This window comes from Intestinibacter sp., from assembly GCF_022780145.1.
Lineage (GTDB): Bacteria > Bacillota > Clostridia > Peptostreptococcales > Peptostreptococcaceae > Intestinibacter.
In genome coordinates, this window is record NZ_JALEXO010000276.1 from 1 (window position 1) to 20,443 (window position 20,443).

17 protein-coding genes, 1 other RNA gene and 1 pseudogene are annotated in these 20,443 nt (G+C 30.0%); 5 read left to right on the forward strand and 14 right to left on the reverse strand.

Going from position 1 to position 20,443, the window contains the following annotated elements:
- The 6 genes from MR593_RS10320 to pdxR form a co-directional block, all read right to left on the reverse strand.
- The coding region (locus tag MR593_RS10320; protein WP_290692569.1) for a metallophosphoesterase at positions 1-844 on the reverse strand (844 nt) is incomplete at its 3' end.
- Between the two features lie 10 nt (positions 845-854).
- The gene (locus MR593_RS10325) at positions 855-1,526 is read right to left on the reverse strand and encodes a TetR/AcrR family transcriptional regulator (protein ID WP_290692571.1); all 672 of its coding nucleotides are present in this window, start codon (positions 1,524-1,526) and stop codon (positions 855-857) included.
- Positions 1,527-1,822: 296 nt separating this feature from the next.
- The gene (locus MR593_RS10330) at positions 1,823-2,551 is read right to left on the reverse strand and encodes a hypothetical protein (protein ID WP_290692572.1); all 729 of its coding nucleotides are present in this window, start codon (positions 2,549-2,551) and stop codon (positions 1,823-1,825) included.
- Positions 2,552-2,882: 331 nt separating this feature from the next.
- Positions 2,883-4,262, reverse strand: a complete 1,380-nt coding sequence (locus tag MR593_RS10335; RefSeq protein ID WP_290692574.1) for an aminopeptidase — start codon at positions 4,260-4,262, stop codon at positions 2,883-2,885.
- Positions 4,263-4,292: 30 nt separating this feature from the next.
- Positions 4,293-4,508, reverse strand: coding sequence for a DUF896 domain-containing protein (locus MR593_RS10340; protein WP_290692596.1), 216 nt, complete (start codon positions 4,506-4,508; stop codon positions 4,293-4,295).
- An 83-nt stretch (positions 4,509-4,591) separates the two neighbouring features.
- Positions 4,592-6,010, reverse strand: coding sequence for a MocR-like pyridoxine biosynthesis transcription factor PdxR (pdxR, locus tag MR593_RS10345; RefSeq protein ID WP_290692576.1), 1,419 nt, complete (start codon positions 6,008-6,010; stop codon positions 4,592-4,594).
- Between the two features lie 127 nt (positions 6,011-6,137).
- On the opposite strand from pdxR, the gene MR593_RS10350 reads away from it, so the two are divergent.
- The 3 genes from MR593_RS10350 to MR593_RS10360 are packed head-to-tail and all read left to right on the forward strand — an operon-like array spanning position 6,138 to position 9,362.
- Positions 6,138-6,932: a histidinol-phosphatase HisJ family protein gene (locus MR593_RS10350; protein WP_290692578.1), complete on the forward strand. Its 795-nt coding sequence runs from the start codon at positions 6,138-6,140 to the stop codon at positions 6,930-6,932.
- Between the two features lie 54 nt (positions 6,933-6,986).
- Complete coding sequence (locus tag MR593_RS10355) at positions 6,987-8,318, forward strand: polysaccharide biosynthesis protein (protein ID WP_290692598.1); 1,332 nt, start codon at positions 6,987-6,989, stop codon at positions 8,316-8,318.
- Positions 8,319-8,351: 33 nt separating this feature from the next.
- Positions 8,352-9,362 (forward strand): sialidase family protein, encoded by a 1,011-nt coding sequence (locus tag MR593_RS10360; RefSeq protein ID WP_290692580.1) that lies wholly within the window; start codon positions 8,352-8,354, stop codon positions 9,360-9,362.
- Positions 9,363-9,435: 73 nt separating this feature from the next.
- Here MR593_RS10360 and MR593_RS10365 read toward each other — a convergent pair whose 3' ends face one another.
- From MR593_RS10365 to MR593_RS10375, 3 genes and pseudogenes are all read right to left on the reverse strand, one after another.
- Positions 9,436-10,638, reverse strand: a complete 1,203-nt coding sequence (locus MR593_RS10365) for a hypothetical protein (RefSeq protein WP_290692581.1) — start codon at positions 10,636-10,638, stop codon at positions 9,436-9,438.
- Positions 10,639-10,803: 165 nt separating this feature from the next.
- Positions 10,804-10,991, reverse strand: a non-coding RNA gene (ssrS, locus tag MR593_RS10370) — 6S RNA.
- 156 nt (positions 10,992-11,147) lie between these two features.
- Positions 11,148-11,951: pseudogene (locus tag MR593_RS10375) on the reverse strand (hypothetical protein); the annotation flags it as partial.
- Between the two features lie 294 nt (positions 11,952-12,245).
- Between MR593_RS10375 and MR593_RS10380 the strand changes: the two are divergent.
- The gene (locus MR593_RS10380; protein ID WP_290692583.1) at positions 12,246-12,647 is read left to right on the forward strand and encodes a hypothetical protein; all 402 of its coding nucleotides are present in this window, start codon (positions 12,246-12,248) and stop codon (positions 12,645-12,647) included.
- Positions 12,648-12,739: 92 nt separating this feature from the next.
- Here the strand turns inward: MR593_RS10380 and MR593_RS10385 are convergent, their stop codons facing one another.
- The 5 genes from MR593_RS10385 to hutH all read right to left on the reverse strand — a co-directional run bounded on the left by MR593_RS10385 (position 12,740) and on the right by hutH (position 19,372).
- Entirely contained in the window at positions 12,740-13,381 is a 642-nt protein-coding gene (locus tag MR593_RS10385; RefSeq protein WP_290692584.1) for a cyclodeaminase/cyclohydrolase family protein, read from the reverse strand.
- 23 nt (positions 13,382-13,404) lie between these two features.
- The gene (hutI, locus tag MR593_RS10390) at positions 13,405-14,670 is read right to left on the reverse strand and encodes an imidazolonepropionase (RefSeq protein WP_290692586.1); all 1,266 of its coding nucleotides are present in this window, start codon (positions 14,668-14,670) and stop codon (positions 13,405-13,407) included.
- A gap of 10 nt (positions 14,671-14,680) precedes the next feature.
- Positions 14,681-15,574, reverse strand: a complete 894-nt coding sequence (gene ftcD, locus MR593_RS10395) for a glutamate formimidoyltransferase (protein ID WP_290692588.1) — start codon at positions 15,572-15,574, stop codon at positions 14,681-14,683.
- Positions 15,575-15,736: 162 nt separating this feature from the next.
- Positions 15,737-17,767, reverse strand: a complete 2,031-nt coding sequence (locus MR593_RS10400) for a urocanate hydratase (protein ID WP_290692590.1) — start codon at positions 17,765-17,767, stop codon at positions 15,737-15,739.
- Positions 17,768-17,800: 33 nt separating this feature from the next.
- A complete protein-coding gene (hutH, locus tag MR593_RS10405; protein WP_290692592.1) occupies positions 17,801-19,372 on the reverse strand; it encodes a histidine ammonia-lyase in 1,572 nt (523 codons plus the stop codon).
- A 246-nt stretch (positions 19,373-19,618) separates the two neighbouring features.
- Between hutH and MR593_RS10410 the strand changes: the two genes are divergently transcribed.
- A partial coding sequence (locus MR593_RS10410; protein ID WP_290692594.1) for an AraC family transcriptional regulator occupies positions 19,619-20,443 on the forward strand: 825 nt, incomplete at its 3' end.

Sequence of the window (20,443 nt, forward strand, 5' to 3'; positions counted from 1 at the left end):
CCTCTGGTTTGCAGTTTATTCTAATCAATACCTTTGAACCACCAAGGCCTTTACTTACAATCATAGTAGATTTATTTTTTATATATTTACCTAAGTCGTACTTAGGTAGAAACTGTCTATTTGGCGATAACAAACCACCTACAAAAGGCAATCTAATTATTCCTCCATGTACATGTCCACATAGAGTTAAATCTGCACCCCATTTTTCATATTCTTCAAAATAAAAAGGTGTATGTGATAGTAGTATATTGTACTGATTTCTATCTAACTTTCCAAGAGATTTCACTAAGAAATTTTTATCTATATCGGTATTTTCTCCTCTCTGAAATAAATACTTATAGCAGCTATATGGAACTGTCAAACCGTATAGATTTATCTTCGAGCTTCCCCTTTGTATTTCTACCTTTTGGTTGTCTAGATTTATAAAATCCATTTCGTATAATCTATTGAAATAGATTTCTTTGTACTCCTCTTTGTATTTTTTAATTAAAGCCTTTTGTTCGTGATTGCCTATTATATAATAAACTCTATATGATTCTACGAGTTTTCTCATAAAATCCAATGCTACACTGTAGTTATTACTTTCTCCATCAACTAAATCTCCCGTGATTACGACTATATCTGGTTTTAACTGTGATATTTTTTTTAATAATTTTTCATTGTTTTTTCCAAAAGATTTGCTATGCAAATCTGATACTTGAACTATATTGTATCCGTCGAATTCCTTTGGAATTTTTTCATTTTGGATTATATATTCTTTTGTCTCCAATGTATTTACATTGTATTTTATAAAAAAATAAAATGCTATAAGAATACAAATAACTACAAAAATAATTTTGTTCATAAAACACCTCTTAAATCTTGTGCAAAAATATATCGAAGCTATCTAAAAAACCATCTATATCCAACTTATTTGCTATATTTATTGCATTATCTACAATCTCATCTACTTCCTTTTTTTCGATAATATTTAATAAGATAAGTCTAGTTGATATTACTGATTTTATAATATCTTCTATATCTAATTCTATATCCTTATTGTAATATCTTCTAAGTAGCTCTTCTTCTCCTGCACAGCCCACAGCTACACTTATATAGATATCTTTTTCATCGACTTTATAATGAGTTTCTGCAGCTTTTTTCTTAAATAAGTCTATCAATATATTTACATATTCCTTTTTGATAACAGGAACCTTTGATGCTTCTATATATATTCTAAATAAATTTTCATATTTAACTATAGTATAAGTATACAGACATTGTGTTATAGCGTAATTTAATAAAAGCTCTGTATCATTCATATCATGATTACTTATTAACTCGTAAATCTTATTGAGTATTTTTTTATATATAAAGAGCAAAATATCTTCCTTCTTTTTAAAATAATAATATAAATGACCTCTACCAATTCCAACTGCCTCTGCAATTTGTCTGATAGTAGTCTTTTCATATCCATTAACTAAAAAAAGCTCAAAAGATTTTTTTATAATTTCCTCTTCAAGATCTACTTTTTTATTACTACTCATAATATACGTCTCCTTTTTTTGATGTATAAAAACCATCAAAATAATTTATTATTTTTAATATAAATCTTGGGCACTAATATTTTATAACACATAGGAAATTATATTCATTTTTAAATTATGGATAGATATAATTTCCGTATATGTGTTTCAAGAAAATCTACATTATGGATCTTTAAAATAAAGATTTTCTTATTTTTTAAAAACATTTTTAAGTATATCATATAAAATTAATTATGTGTTGTCAAAAAAATGCTATTTCAAAATATTAAATTCTGAAATAGCATCATTTTAAATTTCTAATTAATTTCCTTTTCTAAGTTTGATAATAAATTTGAATAACTAGCTTTGTCTATATACACAATGGAATTATCATCAAATACTACTACAAAAAACTCATTATTTTGCATGCGGTAGGCTTCTATAGTTATATCCTCTTTTATATCCGCATAAATATTATACTGACATTGTTTGTGCTTAGTTATATTCGATATACTGCTTTTTTCCTTGCCTATATAACTCTTTAAGCTGTCCTCATCAATACTTTTATTATCTAAGCTGTCGTATTCTTCATATTTTAAAATTTCAACATTTGCATTTTTATCTTTTACCTGAGATATATCAAAATTTTTAAAATCGCAGGTTTCAACTCTATTGACCTTATCATCTTTTAAGCCTATATAAATAGCACTTCCAGAAAATTTATAATCCGAAGTGTACTTAGGATATACTAGACCTTTACTCAAAACCTTTATATTATCCACATTTTTCATTTTTTCTAAATCTTTAAAAGCATCTATATCATCTACATTTAATGAATAAACTGTACTGTAAGGTTTACCCATGTTTTTTAAAACATAATCGTAATCCTTATCCATAATTACATTTACATCGTTTTGAACCTTTGTCATTGTATTTTTTTCTATAGCTTCTTTTGAAGGTTTTTTAGAATTTATATTTGAATTTGAACATCCAACTAAGAATGTCAATAGCATTATCGTTAAAATTAATTTTTTCATAATTTTCATATGCTCTCCCTCCTTTCATTTTATAGGTACAACATATATACAATTTATTTATATTATACATATTTACGCATAAAAAAAACATTTTTTTAATACTTGTAATATTTTTGTCATATAAATCTATATTAAATTAAAATTTTGTAACTAATACCCTTATTTTAATAATATACCAAATACCCCTTATAAATCAACAACTTTATCGTATATAATGGGTTTTATCTATATAAAATAGAAATTTTATATCATTTGTTAAAATAAATATCTAATTTACAAAACAATAGCAAAATAAAAAACGACGTAAAAAACGCCGTTTTTATATATAAATCTTTAAATTTTATTTATTAAAAAATGCTTTATATCCTCTGTACATTTCAAATATATCAGCCTTTGATATTATTTCATATGGTGCATGCATGCTTAAAACCCCAACTCCACAGTCTAAAACCTGTGCATTGTAATTAGCTAGGATATAGGCTATAGTTCCGCCGCCACCCTCATCGACCTTACCTAATTCACCACTTTGCCATACTACATTTGCTTCGTTAAATATACTTCTTATTTCACCGACAAATTCAGCATTTGCATCACTTGTGCCGCTTTTTCCTCTTGCTCCTGTGTACTTAGATATACATACCCCACAGCCCACATGGCAAGAGTTGTTTTTTTCGTATACAGAAGAGTAATTTGGATCGTATCCTGCATTTACGTCAGCTGATAAAACCTTAGAATTTGAAAATGCTCTTCTCAATTTTAAATCTGAGTAAGTTGTTTGTAGGTTTATCAATTCTGCTACTGTATTTTCATAAAATCTTGAATGCATACCTGTATTACCTTCAGAACCTGTTTCTTCTTTATCTGCACAAAATGCTGATACTGTGTACTCTGGATTTTCAGTATCAAGTATTGCCTTTACAGCTGCAAATGAACAAACTCTGTCGTCGTGTCCATATGATAATATCATAGAACTATCAAATCCAACGTTTCTAGCTTTTCCAGCTGGAACGACTTCGATTTCTGCACTTATGAAGTCCTCTTCTACTAAGTTGTATTTTGAATTTAGTAATTTTAAAATATTAGATTTAACTTTATCTTTTTCTTCGTTTTCATCTGGAATACTTCCTATTAATACGTTTAAGTCTTCTCCTTCTATACCATCTGCTAGAGTTTTTTGTTTTTGTTTAGCTGCTAGGTGAGGAAGTAAGTCTGTCACGCAGAATACAGGGTCGTTTTCTTCGTCTCCTATACTTATTTCAACACTACTTCCATCCTTTAATACAACTACTCCATAAAGTGCAAGAGGTATTGTAACCCATTGGTATTTTTTTATCCCACCGTAGTAGTGAGTTTTAAAATATCCCATGTTATCGTCTTCGTATAGTGGATTTGGTTTTAAATCTAATCTAGGTGAATCTATATGACTTCCTACTATTCTCAATCCTTTTTCTATATCTTTTTTCCCTATTATAAATAGAGCTATATTTTTATTTCTATTTATGCAGTATATTTTATCTCCAGGCTTTACTTCACTTAACTCTTCTAACGGTTTAAATCCCTTTTTTATAGCTAAGTTTTCTATTTCCTTGACACATCTTCTCTCTGTTTTTCCTTTGTTTAGAAAATCCATATATTCATCAGAGTACTGCATCAAATCCTTCATATTGTTCATTTCATCTATGACTTTCCATCCATTTCTTAGCTCATATTTAAGTTCCATTTTAAATTCCCCCATTTACTTGATAAATTTCTAGTTCTTTTTCTTCGCCTTCATACGTCTTTCGTATTCTTCTGGTGACACTACTTCTATATTTTCTAGTCTAGCTCTAAAATTAGCTCTAAAGTTAGCTAAGTACTCTTTTCTCAAAGCATCTCTTTCTTTTATTTCTTCTGGTGTCAAGCCTTCTTCTGTTTTATTTTTTCTCGCAAGCTCGTTAATTCTATCTATTTTCTTTTGATCAAACATATTTATTCTCGCCAAATACCCATAAAATTTCGTTTTTGGCTTCTCCTTTACTTAATTTTTTTGTTTTTATTATAATATTTCTACTAATAAAATATTTTATTACTTCTCAAATTATTTCTCTCTTTGTAATTGCTAAAAAAGTCATCTAAATTTTCACCTATTATAGATATTCCTTCTCTAATATCATCTAAGGATGCATTTGCAACGTTTATTCTAAAATATCTGTCATCCATTATATTATCAAAGAAATACGTTCCAGGTGTAATTATAACACCTTTTTCTAAAATAAAATTGTAAAAATCGTTGGCTGAGTATCCCCTTGGAAGCTCTAAAAAGAAATTAATACCTCCCACAGCATTTCTTACCTTCAATTTTTCACCTAGCTTTTCATCTATTAATTTCTTTGCCAAGCTGTATTTTTCGTAATAAATTCTGCTTATATTATCTAGATATTCCTCCCAGTTAAAACAACTCATGTAGTAGTACATAGACTTTTGTATTAAACCCGGTGTTGAAATATCAGAAGAATATTTCGCCCAAAGAATTTTAGATTGAAGCTCCATAGGTATTTCTACTATACCTATTCTAAGACCTGGCATTAAAATTTTTGAAAAACTCTTTATATAAATTACTCTATCATTATTGTCATAGCTCTTTAATGGACGATTATCCTCTGAGTCAAATGGAAAATCACTTATGAAATCATCTTCTAGTATATAAAAATCATACTCCTCTGACAACTCTATTAATTTTCTTTTTTTATAAGCTGAGTAAGATATACCTGTTGGATTTTGAAAATTAGGCATAACATACATCAATTTAGGCTTTATTTTTTCGAGCTTTAGCTTTAAAATTCCTATGTCTATACCATCGTCTAGCATAGGTATAGATATTACCTTAGCTCCTCTACTTTTAAAAACCTCTAATGCACCATTATATGTCGGTTCCTCAACAAATACAACATCTGAATAATTTATAAGACCTTTGCAGACTATATCAATTCCCTGTTGTGCACCTGAAATAATTTGTATATTTTCCTTATCTGTATTTATTTGTTTTTCTCTCAAATATTTACTAATTTCTTCTCTGAGCTCTTTAGATCCCTTACCTTCATCGTAGTCAAATATAGTAGAGCCATCTCTCTCTAAAGCCATATTTATGGCTTTTTTATAGTCTTCGATAGGAAACATATCTGCAGAAGGATTCCCACTGTCAAAATGTATCAATCCCTCTCTTTTTACACTTTTTTTCTTCTTTAATTTTATATTTGAAGCGAAAGTACCACTTCCCACAATTTTATAGACGTATCCTTCATTTTCAAGCAATTCATAGACCTTTACTATTGTAGCATTGTTGACCCCCATGTAATCTGCTAATTTACGAATTGGAGGTAATTTTTCATGTTCTTTTATTTCACCACTTATAATTAACTGCTTTATAAAATTATAAATTTGTAAATATTTACTGCTACTCTTATTTAACTCTAATTTATATTTATCCATTTTTTACCTCTATATCTGTATATTTATTTTAAATTTTATCTAGCTATATATTGATGCTAATTTTTTCCTCTGATATATTTAATATGTATATATTATATACTAATTTATTTAGAAAGGTAAAAAGTTTATGTACGCAGATTATCATATACACTCTAATTTTTCTCCAGACGGCAAATCATCTATGGAGGAAATGATCTTAAGAGCTATAGATTTAAATTTAAAAGAGATTTGTTTTACAGACCATGTGGATTACGATATAAAATATATGGATCATTTTGTTGTAGATTACGATAAATACTTTGAGAGCTTAAATTACTATATTGAAAAATATAAGGATAAAATAACTATTAAAAAGGGGATTGAATTTGGTCTTCAAAAGCAGTTATTTGGAAAATGTGCAGACGATGTAAAAAAATACCCCTTTGATTTTGTAATATGCTCTCAACACGCTATAGATAGAATGGATTTATATTACAATGATTTTTTCGAGGATAAAGACGCCTATGAAGCTTACGATATCTACTATAGAGAATTTTTAAATATTGTAAAAAATTTTAAATCCTACAATATTTTAGGTCATCTAGACTTGGTAAAAAGATACGGTCCATATGACGAGATTTTAGATGACGACTATTTTATAGATATAATCACAGAAATTTTAAAACAGGCTATTTACGATGGAAAGGGTATCGAAGTCAATACCTCTTGCTTTAAGTACAACCTTCCAGATTTAACTCCATCTCGAAAAATCATCAAGCTATATAAAGAGCTAGGCGGCGAAATAATAACTACTGGCTCCGATGGACATCACACTGGATTTTTGGCTTGTAATTTCAAATACATCTACGATTATTTGAAGGAAATAGGGTTTAATTACGTCTGTACCTTCGACAAGATGAATCCTGTATTTAATAAAATATAAGAATGATTTTAACCTCCTAAGAATAGATATTAACCATAGGAGGTGATTTTTTTGATAAAAATTCCAAATCTTTTATTAGCTACTATCATCCTGTCAATTTCCAATATAATTGTAAGAGGTTTAGGATTTATATATAAAATTTTTCTGTCCAACGTAATTGGAGAGCAGGGCCTTGGAATATACCATATAGTATTTAACTTTCTGATGATATGTGTGGCACTGACTACTACGGGAATCCCAACAGCTTTAAGCTGCTTTATATCTACTACAAATACATTAAAAAATAAAAAAGGAACAAATACATATTTTATATCAACGTTGTACATAGCTTTTTTCATAGCTTTTTTCATTTCAGTGTTCGTATCGTTAAACAGCCATTTTCTAGCGCAAAAATTTTTACACAACTCTAACTTAAATTTATTTATTTTAGCGGTATGTCCCGCCGTAGTTTTAATTACTATTTCAAACGTGCTTAGGAGCTATTTCTACGGTATAAAAAAAGTTGTAGTACCTGCAATAGGTCAGGTGCTAGAGCAAATATCTAGAATTTTATTTTTAGTACTAGTTTTTTACTACATAAAAAACGAAAGTATAATTTGCTACAGCGCCCTTCTAGCTATTTCAATAGGCGAAACAGTAAATATAATATTCATAACGATAAATCTATATAAAGATTCTAATATCTACAACAAATACACTATTAACATGAAGGACTTTAAAAAAGCATCCACAGAGACTTTAAAAAGATCAGTTCCTATAACATGTAACAGAATGACAAGTATTATATTGCAATCGATAAGCTCTATTATTATACCTTCTCGATTACTTTTGGCTAATATGACTTATTCAGAGGCGTTAGGTGCTTACGGTATTATAAGCGGTATGGTTATGCCATTTGTTTATTTACCATTTTCTGTAGGATCAGCTCTAGTTGTAAATTTAATTCCAAGCATCTCTGGAGAAGTCGCGCTAAAAAGCAATAAAGTTTTAATTAAAAAAATTATTTTTTCAATAGGATTGACGCTGTTTTTTGGAATATCATGTTCGTTTTTATTTTACTTTTTTGGAGGTCCACTATGTACCTTAGTATTTAAAAATGAAACTGCTGGTATTTACTTAAAAGCTATGTTTCTTGCACCTATTTTTTTATCCTTAAATCAAACGTTATCGGCTATATTGCATGGAATTAAAAAAGAGTTAATTTCCAGCTTTAATAATATCTTAGGCGCAGTAATTCAATTAATTTTTCTGTATTTTTTACTACCTATTCCAAGCTTAAATATATACGCTTATATATACGTGGTAACCGCTATAGCCGTATTTACCACTTTACTACATACAATATCTCTAATTACTTCATTAAAAAAACTCAACTCTGTAAATTAGATATATTGAAAAATTTTTTTGAGGAGAGATTTTATGAGCTTTATAAACGATTATTCATATACAATTAGACGTTCAGATAAAAATATTTTCTACTTTTACTGTGAAAATGGTCTTTTTTACAAATACTACGATATAGATAGAAGTCTTATAAAAAATATAAATATATTAGAAAATTATATCAAAGATTTTACGATGTTCAGCTTTTCTATAGATGAAGAAGACGATATTTACGGTGTACTTTGCTTTGACAACTTAAAAATAATAAAGTGCTGTAAAAATAGCTTCACCTTTTCTATAGAAGATACCTTAAAATTCGACTTTCAGAAGTTTAGAATGTGCTATCCTTATTTTAAGAAGATAGGTAAAACCATACATATTTTCTATTATGTATATGAAATTCAAGAAAGCAATACTACAGCTCTATTTCATATGTATAAAGAGAATAATTCTTGGTACGAACAAAAAATTGACTTTATAAATCACCTTATTTTAAACGAGTACAAAGTCGTATTTATCGAAAATTCACCTATTATTTTTTATTTTAATATGGTGGATAACACAGAAGAAATTTTCTGTTGTATATTCGATAATTTAAGCCACACATGGTCCAATCCGATTCAAATTACCGATACTAAAAGAAATAAGCTGTATATGGACGTAATTGTAAAAGATAATTTCGTACATATAACGTATTGTTATGAGGTCAACAACACCTACTGTATCGAATATATAAGAGGCATTATCGAAAATAATCTATTTAAAAAATTTCTATCGACAGATATCGCTAAATACTCCATTTTCATGTACCCATCATTTACTGTAGATGAAAATAAACTGTTTTTAATGTGGATCCACTTAAATAAATTGTACACTTGCTATTCTACAGACAATGGAGCTTCATGGAGTGAACCGACTTTAGATACAAATAGCGTTTATCTAGAATTTCTGAGAAGTAAATTTTTATCTAATTACGAAAAAGATTTATCTTGTAGTGAGTCCAACTTATTTATAACAAATGGAGAAATTTCGTTTTTAGGATTTTAAATTTTTAAAGCCATCAAAAAAGAGGTCCCGATAAAAGACCTCTTAAATTTAATCTAAAATTATTTTCCAAATATTATCTATTGCATCCACAGCCACTGTGACTATTGTTATTTTGATTTGATGACATAGCTTTATCTCCACAAGATGTAAAATCACAAACTCTAGAGAATGTATCTACAACTCTTGGTGTTATAGGAGTAGAAGATCCTAATACAACTATTTGTTCTCCTCTTAATATACTTACTATTTCTTGTACACAAAGAATTAAATCTATACCGCCTGGTATATTTACTGTATAATTTGCATTTCCTTCTACACAATTTTTTTGTACATTTGCATTGCTTACACAGCTTACAGATAATTTTGTTTGATAATTTTGTCTTAAAGTAATTCCCATTCCACTTGATGGTATGCAAATAGGAGCAGCTAAAGTATTAAATCTAAATCCAACAGAGTTGCATTGAACTAAATTTCCTTGAGAATCCATAAATGCTGGTATAGCGCTTATTGTAATTTGTGTACATCCACAATGTCCTCTCAATGTTAAAACTAAATCGCTTACTTCTACTTGTAGTCCTCTTTCTCTGAATTTAGATGGAGTACCTCTTCCTTGAGCACAACAGAATGCATTTCTTTCGCCACATACAAATGATTCAAAAGTAGATTCACATAATGTTTCTTCAGGTTCTACAGGATGTACTGTAAATCCTTCTAAAGTTACATTTCCTGGAGTTATTTCTATTTCTGAAAAATCAAAGCATACTTCGTCGATTTTTACTGATACAAATCCACCTGTTGGGATATTTCCATTTACGCTTTCTACATCGTATATGAAATACAATTGTGAGCCATCAGAAGCGCTCGCATCTTGGAAAATTTGGAATTGCATAGTGTCAAAAACTCTATTAGTTTCTATTGCAAAAGGTACTGCATTTGCAGTGTTAAATCTAGATAAATTTAAAGGTGAACAACACTCATCATTTGAGCAAGGATTTTTTACACAATCCATACCTGTTTCAATCTGGCAAGGTTCACATTTGTGATTATGGCAGTCATGATGACAGTCATGGTCATGTGAATGTGAATTACATGGTTTACATGGATTATGTTGCTCACATTCTTTTGGACAAGGTTTTGGGCAATTATTATTAGGTTTATTGCATCCTCTTGATAAATCATCACATGTATCTTTATCTATAGCTTCTTCATTTGACAAAAATGGATTTGTCATTTGGTTTGCATTCATTTTTCTTTTACTTTTTTTAAGATCTTGCATATTTAAGTCCCCCTAATAGTGTATATATATTATATGATTCGTTTTCATATAATATAATAAATAATATGCAAAATTTTTATCTTTTGTTCTCAATAAAATAAATTTCGTTTTTAAACTAAAAAAAGCTAGACAATAATGTCTAGCTAGAGATTTCATAATAAAAAATAAAATCCCAAAACACCGTAGGACCTGCAAATTCAGTCCCGAGAATCCTCCCAGGTGGGTGACCTGTAGATAGGTTCCAATTTCTTATATAAATATAAGATGCAATCACTCCGCTACCTAACGACTGTCTCCCGTAAAATTTTTGTCGGTTGAATTTAAAGGTTACCACTCGTATGCCTCAGGATTTTTATATACTTATTATATAACAAAACTAAAATAATTTAAAGTCTTTTTACGTGGTAATTTTAGAAAATTTTTCAAAAGCATTTTTTGACATTTTCTATGTAAATATAATTTAATATTCTATATTTGCTTTACGATTGAAATTTTCAACTAATCTGTTATTCATTTTCGTTATCACTATCTTCGTTATATTCATAATATTGAGTGTCGTTATAATTATATTCTTCCTCTAAATCATCTCCTCTTAGAAGGCTTCCCAATAATTTAATATTATTTACGCTTCCCAAATTTCCGATATCGGCTAGAGAACTCAACGAAAATCCACCCTCTTCATCGCTTTCTGGCAAAAATAATTCTGCAAATAAATCTATTTTCTTTTTCATATCTATGGCTTTTTCTAGAGATTCTTTTCTCTTTTCTGGGAACACCTCTAAAATCTCTTTAATCATCATATTTTTTTTATCCTCTTCGTCCATGCTTCTAAAAAATTCACTTTCATCTTCTTTTTCTAGTATATATACATCATTTAATTTTTTTATACCCTTGACTAAATCTAGCACGCTCTCCATTTTTATAAGCATTTTTCGTTCATCTGGAGACATATATTTTTTAGTTCTCGCGATTATTTCCATTCCCCTATCTAAATCCTCTTCACTCAAATCCATTAGATTTATACCTTTTTTTACATCCTCCATATTGTAATTTAAGGTATTTTTTTTACTTTGAGATTTAGGTTTTGAATTTTTCTTTATCTTTTTTATCTTTCTTATTTTTTTGCCCTTTGAATTAGATAAATCGCTCTTTTGATTTTTATCTATATTTTTTCTTTTTGAAGACGACTTTTTATTTTCTTTTTTATCTATTAATAAACTATTATCAGATGAATTCATATCCTTATTGCCGAACAAAGATATATTTCCATTGCTGAGAGCTAAAAGTCCAAGTATCAACAATAAATTGTTCAATAGGAGTCACCCCTTTTATAATAGGTATAATCACTACAATATCTTCACATATATTTAAAATATGATTATTCAATTATTAATGTTCCTAATTAACATCTATATCTAATATTATGTTTTAAATTATTTATATATTATATTTTATTGACATCTATAATTTATTCTCACTTTTTGACATGTAATTCATATAATATGAATATATTAAATTTTCTTAGAAATATAGTATTAACTCTCGTAAATAAAATCATATAAATTATATATACGTATTTATTTACAGATTTCAGAAAGGAGTTATCCATGAAAAAATCCAATAAAAAAATCGATAAAGTCGACAAAGATACATTAGAAAATTTCGCAAAAGAAAAAAATATTGATAAAAATAAAATAGAAAACATAGCTAACAGCTATCAAGGAAAGTCTGAAGACGAACTTTTAGAAGAGCTTATAAAAATAGGTAAAAATCTAAAAGGTAAAGAAGAGGTGGTCTCTAAGTTTAAAAATTTCTTAGATCCTACTCAACAACAAAAATTAGATTCTATTATGTCTAAAATTTCAGATGCAGAAATTCAAGATAAAATAAATTCTAAAAAATCTAAACACAAAAATTCAAATTCTAAACACAACTCATCTACTGAATCATCAAATAAAAAAACTGTAAAGAAGGTTAAAAAGGTCAAAAAAAATAAACCACAAATATAACTTACAAATTAAGTTAGCTACCCTTTCCTATATTTAAAAAGGTATTGAAATTGCTATATAGCGACCTCAATACCTTTATTTTTTAAATTTATCTAATCTAATTGTTTATGTATACCTGCAATTATAGTGTCTTTTATCTTATGACCTTCAGCTAATAATTCTTTACAACCTTGACTGTATTTGTCGTGAAGCTCTTTGTTTTCAAGCCCCATTAAATTGACTTTTACATTTAATATAGCTCCTTCTAAGCCTGTGCATAGCATTAAAGTACCTACACCTATATCAGTTATAGCATTTTGATTTCCATTAGCAACTAAGAAGTCTAGTATTTTTAAAGCTTCTAGAGAAAGTGATGCTGTCTTATATGGAACTTCGATTGAAAATACTGTTGCATCCTCCATTGCTTTAGCTCTTAAAGTTTTTTCTTCTTCTGTTTCTTTTGGCATTTTTAATGCCTTCATAAATTCATTAAAAGATTCAGTATCTTTATCTACTAATGTAGATAGTTCTGATCTTATTTCCCCTAATTTATCAAATCTAGATTTAAACTCCGCTTTAGTGGCATCGTCTAACGCTTCAAATTTTTTCTTTCCAAAGCTTAGATGAGCCATCATACGAGCAAGTCCTACTCCTATATCACTTGCAAGTGCTGATACAGAACCTCCACCTGGTGCAGGTGAATTTGAATCTACTTCATTTGCAAAATCTGTTACAGTCATATCTATTAATTTCATATGTTCTCCTCCTGTATAAATTATTAATAAACGACAACTTTATTATCTACTACTAATTTTCCTTCTTTGTAAACTTGTTTAGTGTGATTTATTCCAAAATGATACATTAAGTATTCTACATTTGGAGCATCAAACACTACAAAGTCGGCTTTTTTACCTAATTCTAAAGAACCTATTTCATCAGCTCTATCTAGTGCATAAGCTGCATTTATTGTAACTGCAGTTAAGACTTCATTAGGAGTCATCTTAAGATGTAGACAACCTAATTGCATTACAAGCTGTAGGTTTTCGCTTGGACAGCTTCCTGGGTTGTAGTCACTTGATAAGCTGACTATTGCTCCCATATCTATCATTTTTCTGCAATCTGCATAGTCTTTATTTAAATTAAAAGAAGTTGCAGGTAGTATATTTGCTACGACCTTGTTTTCAGACATCATTTTTATGCCTTCTTCACTTGCTGCCATAAGGTGATCTGCTGATGTACAGCCTAATTTAGCTGCCAATTCTGCTCCACCTAGTGATTCTATTTCATCGGCATGGATTTTTAATTTGTATCCCATTTCTTTCGCCTTTTGAAGTATATATTCACTTTCTTCTATAGTAAATACTCCTTCTTCACAGAATACATCGCAGAATTCTGCTAGACCCATTTCCTTTACCTTAGGCATCATCTCATCTACTAATATATCTATATAAGCCTTGTGGTCTTCTTTGTATTCAACAGGAACTGCATGTGCTCCTAAAAAAGTATGTACTAAATCCACAGGATGACCTTCATCTAGCATTTTACCTACTTCTAATTGTTTTATTTCTGTTTCTAATTCAAGTCCATATCCACTTTTTTCTTCTACTGTTGTAACACCGAATTCTAGCATTCTATCTAAGCTCTTTTTAGCTTTTTGATATAAAGCCTCTTTAGATGCCTCTTTTGTGGCTTTTACAGTGCTTAAAATTCCGCCACCGCTATTTAAAATTTCTATGTATGGAACTCCATTTAACTTCATAGAAAATTCATTTTCTCTAGAACCCCCGTGAATTAAATGAGTATGCGAATCTATAAGACCAGGAGTGACTAAAAGTCCCTCTGCATCGTCTAATTTAGTGTTTTTATCTACTAAATTTTCAAATCCACTACCAACACCTACTTCTAATATCTTTCCATCTTTTACTGCTATATAGGCATTTTCAAGTATTTCTATATTGTTCATTTCTTCCTTTATTCTAAAAGAAGAACCTCCCGCCATTGTGACTAGCTTTCCAATATTTTTTAAAATAAAATCAGCCTTCATCGTATTCTCCTTATTCCATCAAACTAGTTTCTAAAACCTTATCAAGTGTAAAATCTTCAAGTCCTAAATAATAAGCTGCAACATCTACAAGTGCCTCCATTGGGCATAATCCTACAACTTCACTTCCAGTTACATTTACACCGTATCTTCTAGCCTCCATCTTCACTGCTTCGAAAGCTCTGTACATACTAGTCTTAGTGTAATCTGTTAAATTCATTGTAACTTGAGTCATATTTCTTTCTGGAACTTCAACTGGACCTGCTTTTATATATCTATATCCACCGTTTGAATGTCTAATTGTCTTAGCTATTTTTGAAGCTATTTCTATATTTGTAGTGTCTAAATTTATATTATAAGCTATAAGCGGTCTTCTAGCTCCTATAGCTATTGCTCCTGCTGTAGGGTGTTTTTTAGCTTGACCGTAATCTGGCATCCAATTAGGGTCTTTTAATTTTTCATCTAATCCTTCATATTCACCTTTTCTAACCGTAGCTAAATTTTCTCTTTCAGGCTTAGTAGCAGCACATTCATATAAAAATACTGGTATTTCGTACTTACTTGCAACCATTTCTCCAAGTTCATTTGCTATTTTTACAGCATCGTTCATATCCATTCCCTTTATAGGTATAAATGGACAGACATCAGTTGCTCCAAATCTAGAATGTTGGCCTTTGTGATTATTCATATCTATAACATCTCTAGCCACACCTATTGCTTCAAATACTGCATTTTTAACTTTTTCTGGTTCTCCTATTACTGTAACTACTAATCTATTGTAATTTTTGTCAGCTTCGTAATTTAATAATTTTACGCCTTCTTTTCCTCTCAAAGGATTTACTATTTTTTCTATTTTGTCTAAGTCTCTACCTTCACTAAAATTTGGTACACATTGAACTATCGCCACTACTACATCCTCCTTAAATTTCGTCTAAATATTTTATTATTGTTCTAGCCCAACAAGCTATGCTTATCAGGCTAGAGTTTATAGTTAAAATTTATATGAGTTATCTATTTATAATTTATCGTTTTATACAAACTTCTATTGTTCTATACAAGCTTCTATTTTTTACTCAAATTGTTTATCGCCAACAGTTTTTTCTATTAAATCTTCGTCAACTAAGAATGGTAATGTTATATGATCCTTGCCTTCACACATCTTATTGTATTCTATTACTGTATCTATAGAATTTTCGTTTCTAGCCCAAGCACGTCTCGCAACACCACTCATAACATCCCAAGGCATAGCAGTTCTAAGTATGTCATCTACTCTTTGAGATCCATCTAAAACCATTCCAAATCCACCATTTATAGATTTACCAATTCCAACTCCTCCACCATTGTGAAGTGCTACTAAGCTCATACCTCTAGCACAGTTTCCAGCAAAGCAGTGAGTTGCCATATCTGCCATTATGTTACTTCCGTCTTTTATATTAGAAGTTTCTCTAAATGGTGAGTCAGTACCAGATACGTCGTGGTGATCTCTACCCATCATAACTGGACCTATTTCTCCACGTCTTACCATATCGTTGAATTTAAGAGCTATATTAGTTCTTCCCATAGCATCTTGGTATAATATTCTAGCTTGAGTTCCCACTACTAGATTGTTCTTTTCAGCATCTCTAATCCATATCCAGTTATCTCTATCTTGGTATCTTCTATCTGGATCTATGCATTCCATAGCTGCATGATCTGTCTTTATTAAGTCTTCACGTTTTCCACTTAGGCAAACCCATCTAAATGGTCCATATCCAAAGTCGAATAATTGTGGTCCTAATATATCCTCAACATAAGATGGGAATATAAATCCATCCTTTTCGTCTACTCCATTTTTAGAGATTTCTTTTCCACCTGCGTCGTATACAGCCTTCATGAAGCTGTTTCCATAGTCGAAGAAGTATACGCCTTTATCGTGTAGAGTTTTTATTAATTCAAAATGTTTTAATAAAGTCTTATTTACAAGCTCTACGAATTTTTCCTTGTCATGAGCAAGAAGCTCAGTTCTCTCTTCAAAGCTTATTCCTTGTGGACAGTAACCACCATCGTAAGGAGCATGACAAGAAGTTTGGTCTGATAATAAATCTATATGTATGTCGTTATCCACAGCGTATTGAAGTAAATCTACTATATTTCCATGGAAGGCTATAGCACAAGCCTCACCCTTTTCAAGTTCAACCTTAGCTAAATCAAATGCTTCCTTTGGACTTTCTGTAACCTTGCTAACCCATCCTTGAGTATATCTAGTTTCTATTCTTGAGTAGTCTACCTCTGCTATTATTCCTACTCCACCTGCTATTTCTACAGCCTTACCTTGAGCACCACTCATTCCGCCAAGACCTGAAGTTACGAATAATTTTCCTTTTAAGTTTCCTTCTTTAGGTATACCTAATTTTAATCTACCTGCATTTAGTATAGTTGAATATGTTCCATGAACTATACCTTGTGGTCCTATATACATCCAACCACCTGCAGTCATTTGTCCGTAGTTGGCAACACCTATTGCAGTCGCTCTCTTCCATTCTTCTTGGTTGTCAAACATACCTATCATTAGAGAGTTTGTAAGTATTACTCTAGGTGCATCTGGTTTAGATTTAAATAGTCCCACTGGATGTCCTGAATGAAGTACTAGAGTTTGATCTTGAGTTAATACTTCTAAGTATTTTTTTGTAAGCTGATATTGCATCCAGTTTTGAAAAACTTGTCCTGTTTCACCGTATGTAACTAATTCATAAGGATAAAGTGCTACATCAAAATCAAGGTTGTTGTCTATCATAACTTGGAAGGCTTTACCTTCTACACAATTTCCCTTGTATTCGTCTATTGGTTTTCCGTAGATTTTACCTTCTGGTCTAAATCTATATCCATAAATTCTTCCATAAGTCAATAATTCATCTAAAAACTCTGGAGCTAACATTTCATGGTATTCTTCTGGTATATATCTTAGGGCATTTTTAAGAGCTAATTTTATATCTGCGTTTGTCAATTTTGCTTCACGTCTTGGAGCCCTTCTTATATTTTCTTCAAATGGTGGTATTTTATCTGGTATTACATCGAGCTTTATAGTCAATGCATCGTTTATTTGTTGGTTTCTATTACTCAATTCGAATTCCTCCTTAAAGTCCTAAACTACTAATTAAAGTTTTAAATCGCTAACTATTTCTTCACTTACTAATAATTCTTTTCCTATAGCTTTTTCTACAGCTTCAACTAATACATTTTCTTTTATAATATCTTCACATATATTTATATCTGTGTACATTATTCTATCTTTATCTACAAAAGGAGTTCTTTCTCTTATAATTCTATAAGCTTCTTCAGTTCCTTTTCCTAGCTTTTTCTTTCCTCTTAGATCTATAGCTTGTGCACTAGCTAATATTTCCATAGCTAAAACCTTTCTAGCGTTATCTAATATATCTCTAGCATGTCTTGATGCTATAGTTCCCATAGAAACGTGGTCTTCTTGGTTTGCTGAAGATGGTATTGAGTCTACACTTGCAGGATGTGCTAGAACTTTGTTTTCAGAAACTAATGAAGCTGCACTGTATTGTACTATCATAAATCCTGAGTTAACTCCACCTTCATTTACTAAGAATGCTGGAAGTCCGTGACTAAGCGCTGGATTTACCATTTTTTCAAGTCTTCTTTCAGATATGTTGGCTATTTCTGATAAAGCTATACCTAAGAAATCAAATGCAAGAGCCATTGGTTCTCCGTGGAAGTTACCACCAGATATAATTTTTTGATTTTCACCTGGGAATATTATTGGGTTATCTGTAACTGAGTTCATTTCTATTTCTATTTTCTTAACTACATAGTCAAGTGCATCCTTGCATCCACCGTGAACTTGAGGTGAACATCTTAAAGTATAAGAATCTTGTACTCTAAGCTCTCCTTGTTCAGTAGTCATTTCGCTGCCTTCTAATATTGCTAATACATTTTTAGCCGTATTAAATTGTCCTTTATGAGGTCTTACTAAGTGTACTCTTTCGTCCATAGCACAAGTTATACCATTTAAAGCTTCCATTGTAAGTCCTAATGCTATATCTGCAGTTTTCATTAAATTTATTGCATCGTAAACTGTTATAGCTCCAACTGCTGTCATACATTGAGTACCATTATTTAATGATAGACCTTCTTTTGATGATAAATATTCTAGAGGTTTTATTCCTGCTTTATCTAAAGCTTCCTTAGAAGGCATTCTAACACCTTGATATATTGCTTCTCCTTCTCCTAACATAGTTAAAACCATATGAGATAGAGGAGCTAAGTCCCCTGAAGATCCTAATGAACCTTTTTCTGGAACTATTGGATGAACACCTGCATTTAGTAAATCGATTAAAACTTGTAAAGTTTCAAGTCTAACGCCTGAATATCCCTTTGATAATGCGTTTATTCTAAGTAACATCATAGCTCTTACTATTTCTTCACTTAGAGGATCCCCTACACCACAAGCGTGACTTCTTATTAGATTTATTTGAAGTTGTCTAGTATCCTTTTTAGATATTACTACATCAGAAAATTTTCCAAATCCAGTTGTTATCCCGTAAGAAACCTTTTCCTGTTCGACCAAATCGTCTACTATATCTCTTGCAGTTTTTATTCTTTCTATTGCTTCTTCTGTAAGTTCAACCTTGTAGCCATATCTACAAACCTTCATCAAATCTTCTAAAGTTAAATCGTAACCGTTTAATTTAATAGTATCCATATTAAAACCTCCATATTTTTAATTTTTTTAATATATATTGAAAAATTTATATAATTTTCAATATTTAATTAACTAAATTAAATATTTTAATTTAATTTTTCAAATAAATTTCTGATATTTGAATAATTTTTTTTATAACTTGCTTATTCTTTATGTTATAAGTATAATTTAAAATATAGATTATATCTATAAGGATTTTATCAATTTCTATAACAATATTGAGGTGTAATTAATTGAGGTGATAAAATGAAACGAAAAATAATTGTAACAGATAACCTTTTAGAAAAGAAAAAATACGGTGATTTTACTTTTCCAATCGACTTTGATTACAACACTTTATTCGCATATGAATATGGATTTCTAGACTATCATTGGCACTATGAAATGACCTTCTCAGTTATATTAGAGGGTTCTATGGAATATAGAGTAAACGATAAAATTTACGAGATGAAAAAGGGAGATGGTCTGTTTATAAACTCTCATACTCTACACACAGCTAAAGGCTACAACAATAAAGATTGTGCTTTTTTGGCACTAATGTTTAGATCTAATTTTATATTTGGACATGAAGAAAGTCTAATAAAAACCAAATATATTGATATAATCGAAAACGGCGGTCAATGTCCTTCTTTTTTTCTAGATTCCAAAAATAAAACTCATAAAAAAATAATGTCTCTAGTTCTAGAGGCTAACGATATATTTCAAGAGAAGAAGCCTTGTTATGAATTATTGGTGAAAAGTAAACTATGTGAAATATGGTCTCTATTTTTCACTGAAATAGACTGTATTTTGCAAGAAAAACAATTTGTTAATTCAAATGACGTTTTGAGATTATCTAAAATACTAGATTTTATACATAGTAATTACAAAGAAAAAATAACACTAGAAGATATAGCGAAATGTTGCAATATAAGTAAAAGCGAGTGCTGTAGATTTTTTAAAAAGGCAACTCGTCAAACTCCATTTGAATACCTATTAAATTATCGCATAAAAAAGAGCCTCCCTCTTCTTTTGAGCGATAAATACAATATAACTGAAATCTCCGAAAATGTAGGATTCTCTAGTGCTAGT

Bases quoted from the DNA above. Each gene is read 5' to 3' on its own strand.
- MR593_RS10325 (WP_290692571.1), bottom strand. From the start codon at position 1,526: ATGAGTAGTAATAAAAAAGTAGATCTTGAAGAGGAAATTATAAAAAAA.
- MR593_RS10330 (WP_290692572.1), bottom strand. From the start codon at position 2,551: ATGAAAATTATGAAAAAATTAATTTTAACGATAATGCTATTGACATTC.
- MR593_RS10335 (WP_290692574.1), bottom strand. From the start codon at position 4,262: ATGGAACTTAAATATGAGCTAAGAAATGGATGGAAAGTCATAGATGAA.
- MR593_RS10340 (WP_290692596.1), bottom strand. From the start codon at position 4,508: ATGTTTGATCAAAAGAAAATAGATAGAATTAACGAGCTTGCGAGAAAA.
- pdxR (WP_290692576.1), bottom strand. From the start codon at position 6,010: ATGGATAAATATAAATTAGAGTTAAATAAGAGTAGCAGTAAATATTTA.
- MR593_RS10350 (WP_290692578.1), top strand. From the start codon at position 6,138: ATGTACGCAGATTATCATATACACTCTAATTTTTCTCCAGACGGCAAA.
- MR593_RS10360 (WP_290692580.1), top strand. From the start codon at position 8,352: ATGAGCTTTATAAACGATTATTCATATACAATTAGACGTTCAGATAAA.
- MR593_RS10365 (WP_290692581.1), bottom strand. From the start codon at position 10,638: ATGCAAGATCTTAAAAAAAGTAAAAGAAAAATGAATGCAAACCAAATG.
- MR593_RS10380 (WP_290692583.1), top strand. From the start codon at position 12,246: ATGAAAAAATCCAATAAAAAAATCGATAAAGTCGACAAAGATACATTA.
- MR593_RS10385 (WP_290692584.1), bottom strand. From the start codon at position 13,381: ATGAAATTAATAGATATGACTGTAACAGATTTTGCAAATGAAGTAGAT.
- hutI (WP_290692586.1), bottom strand. From the start codon at position 14,670: ATGAAGGCTGATTTTATTTTAAAAAATATTGGAAAGCTAGTCACAATG.
- hutH (WP_290692592.1), bottom strand. From the start codon at position 19,372: ATGGATACTATTAAATTAAACGGTTACGATTTAACTTTAGAAGATTTG.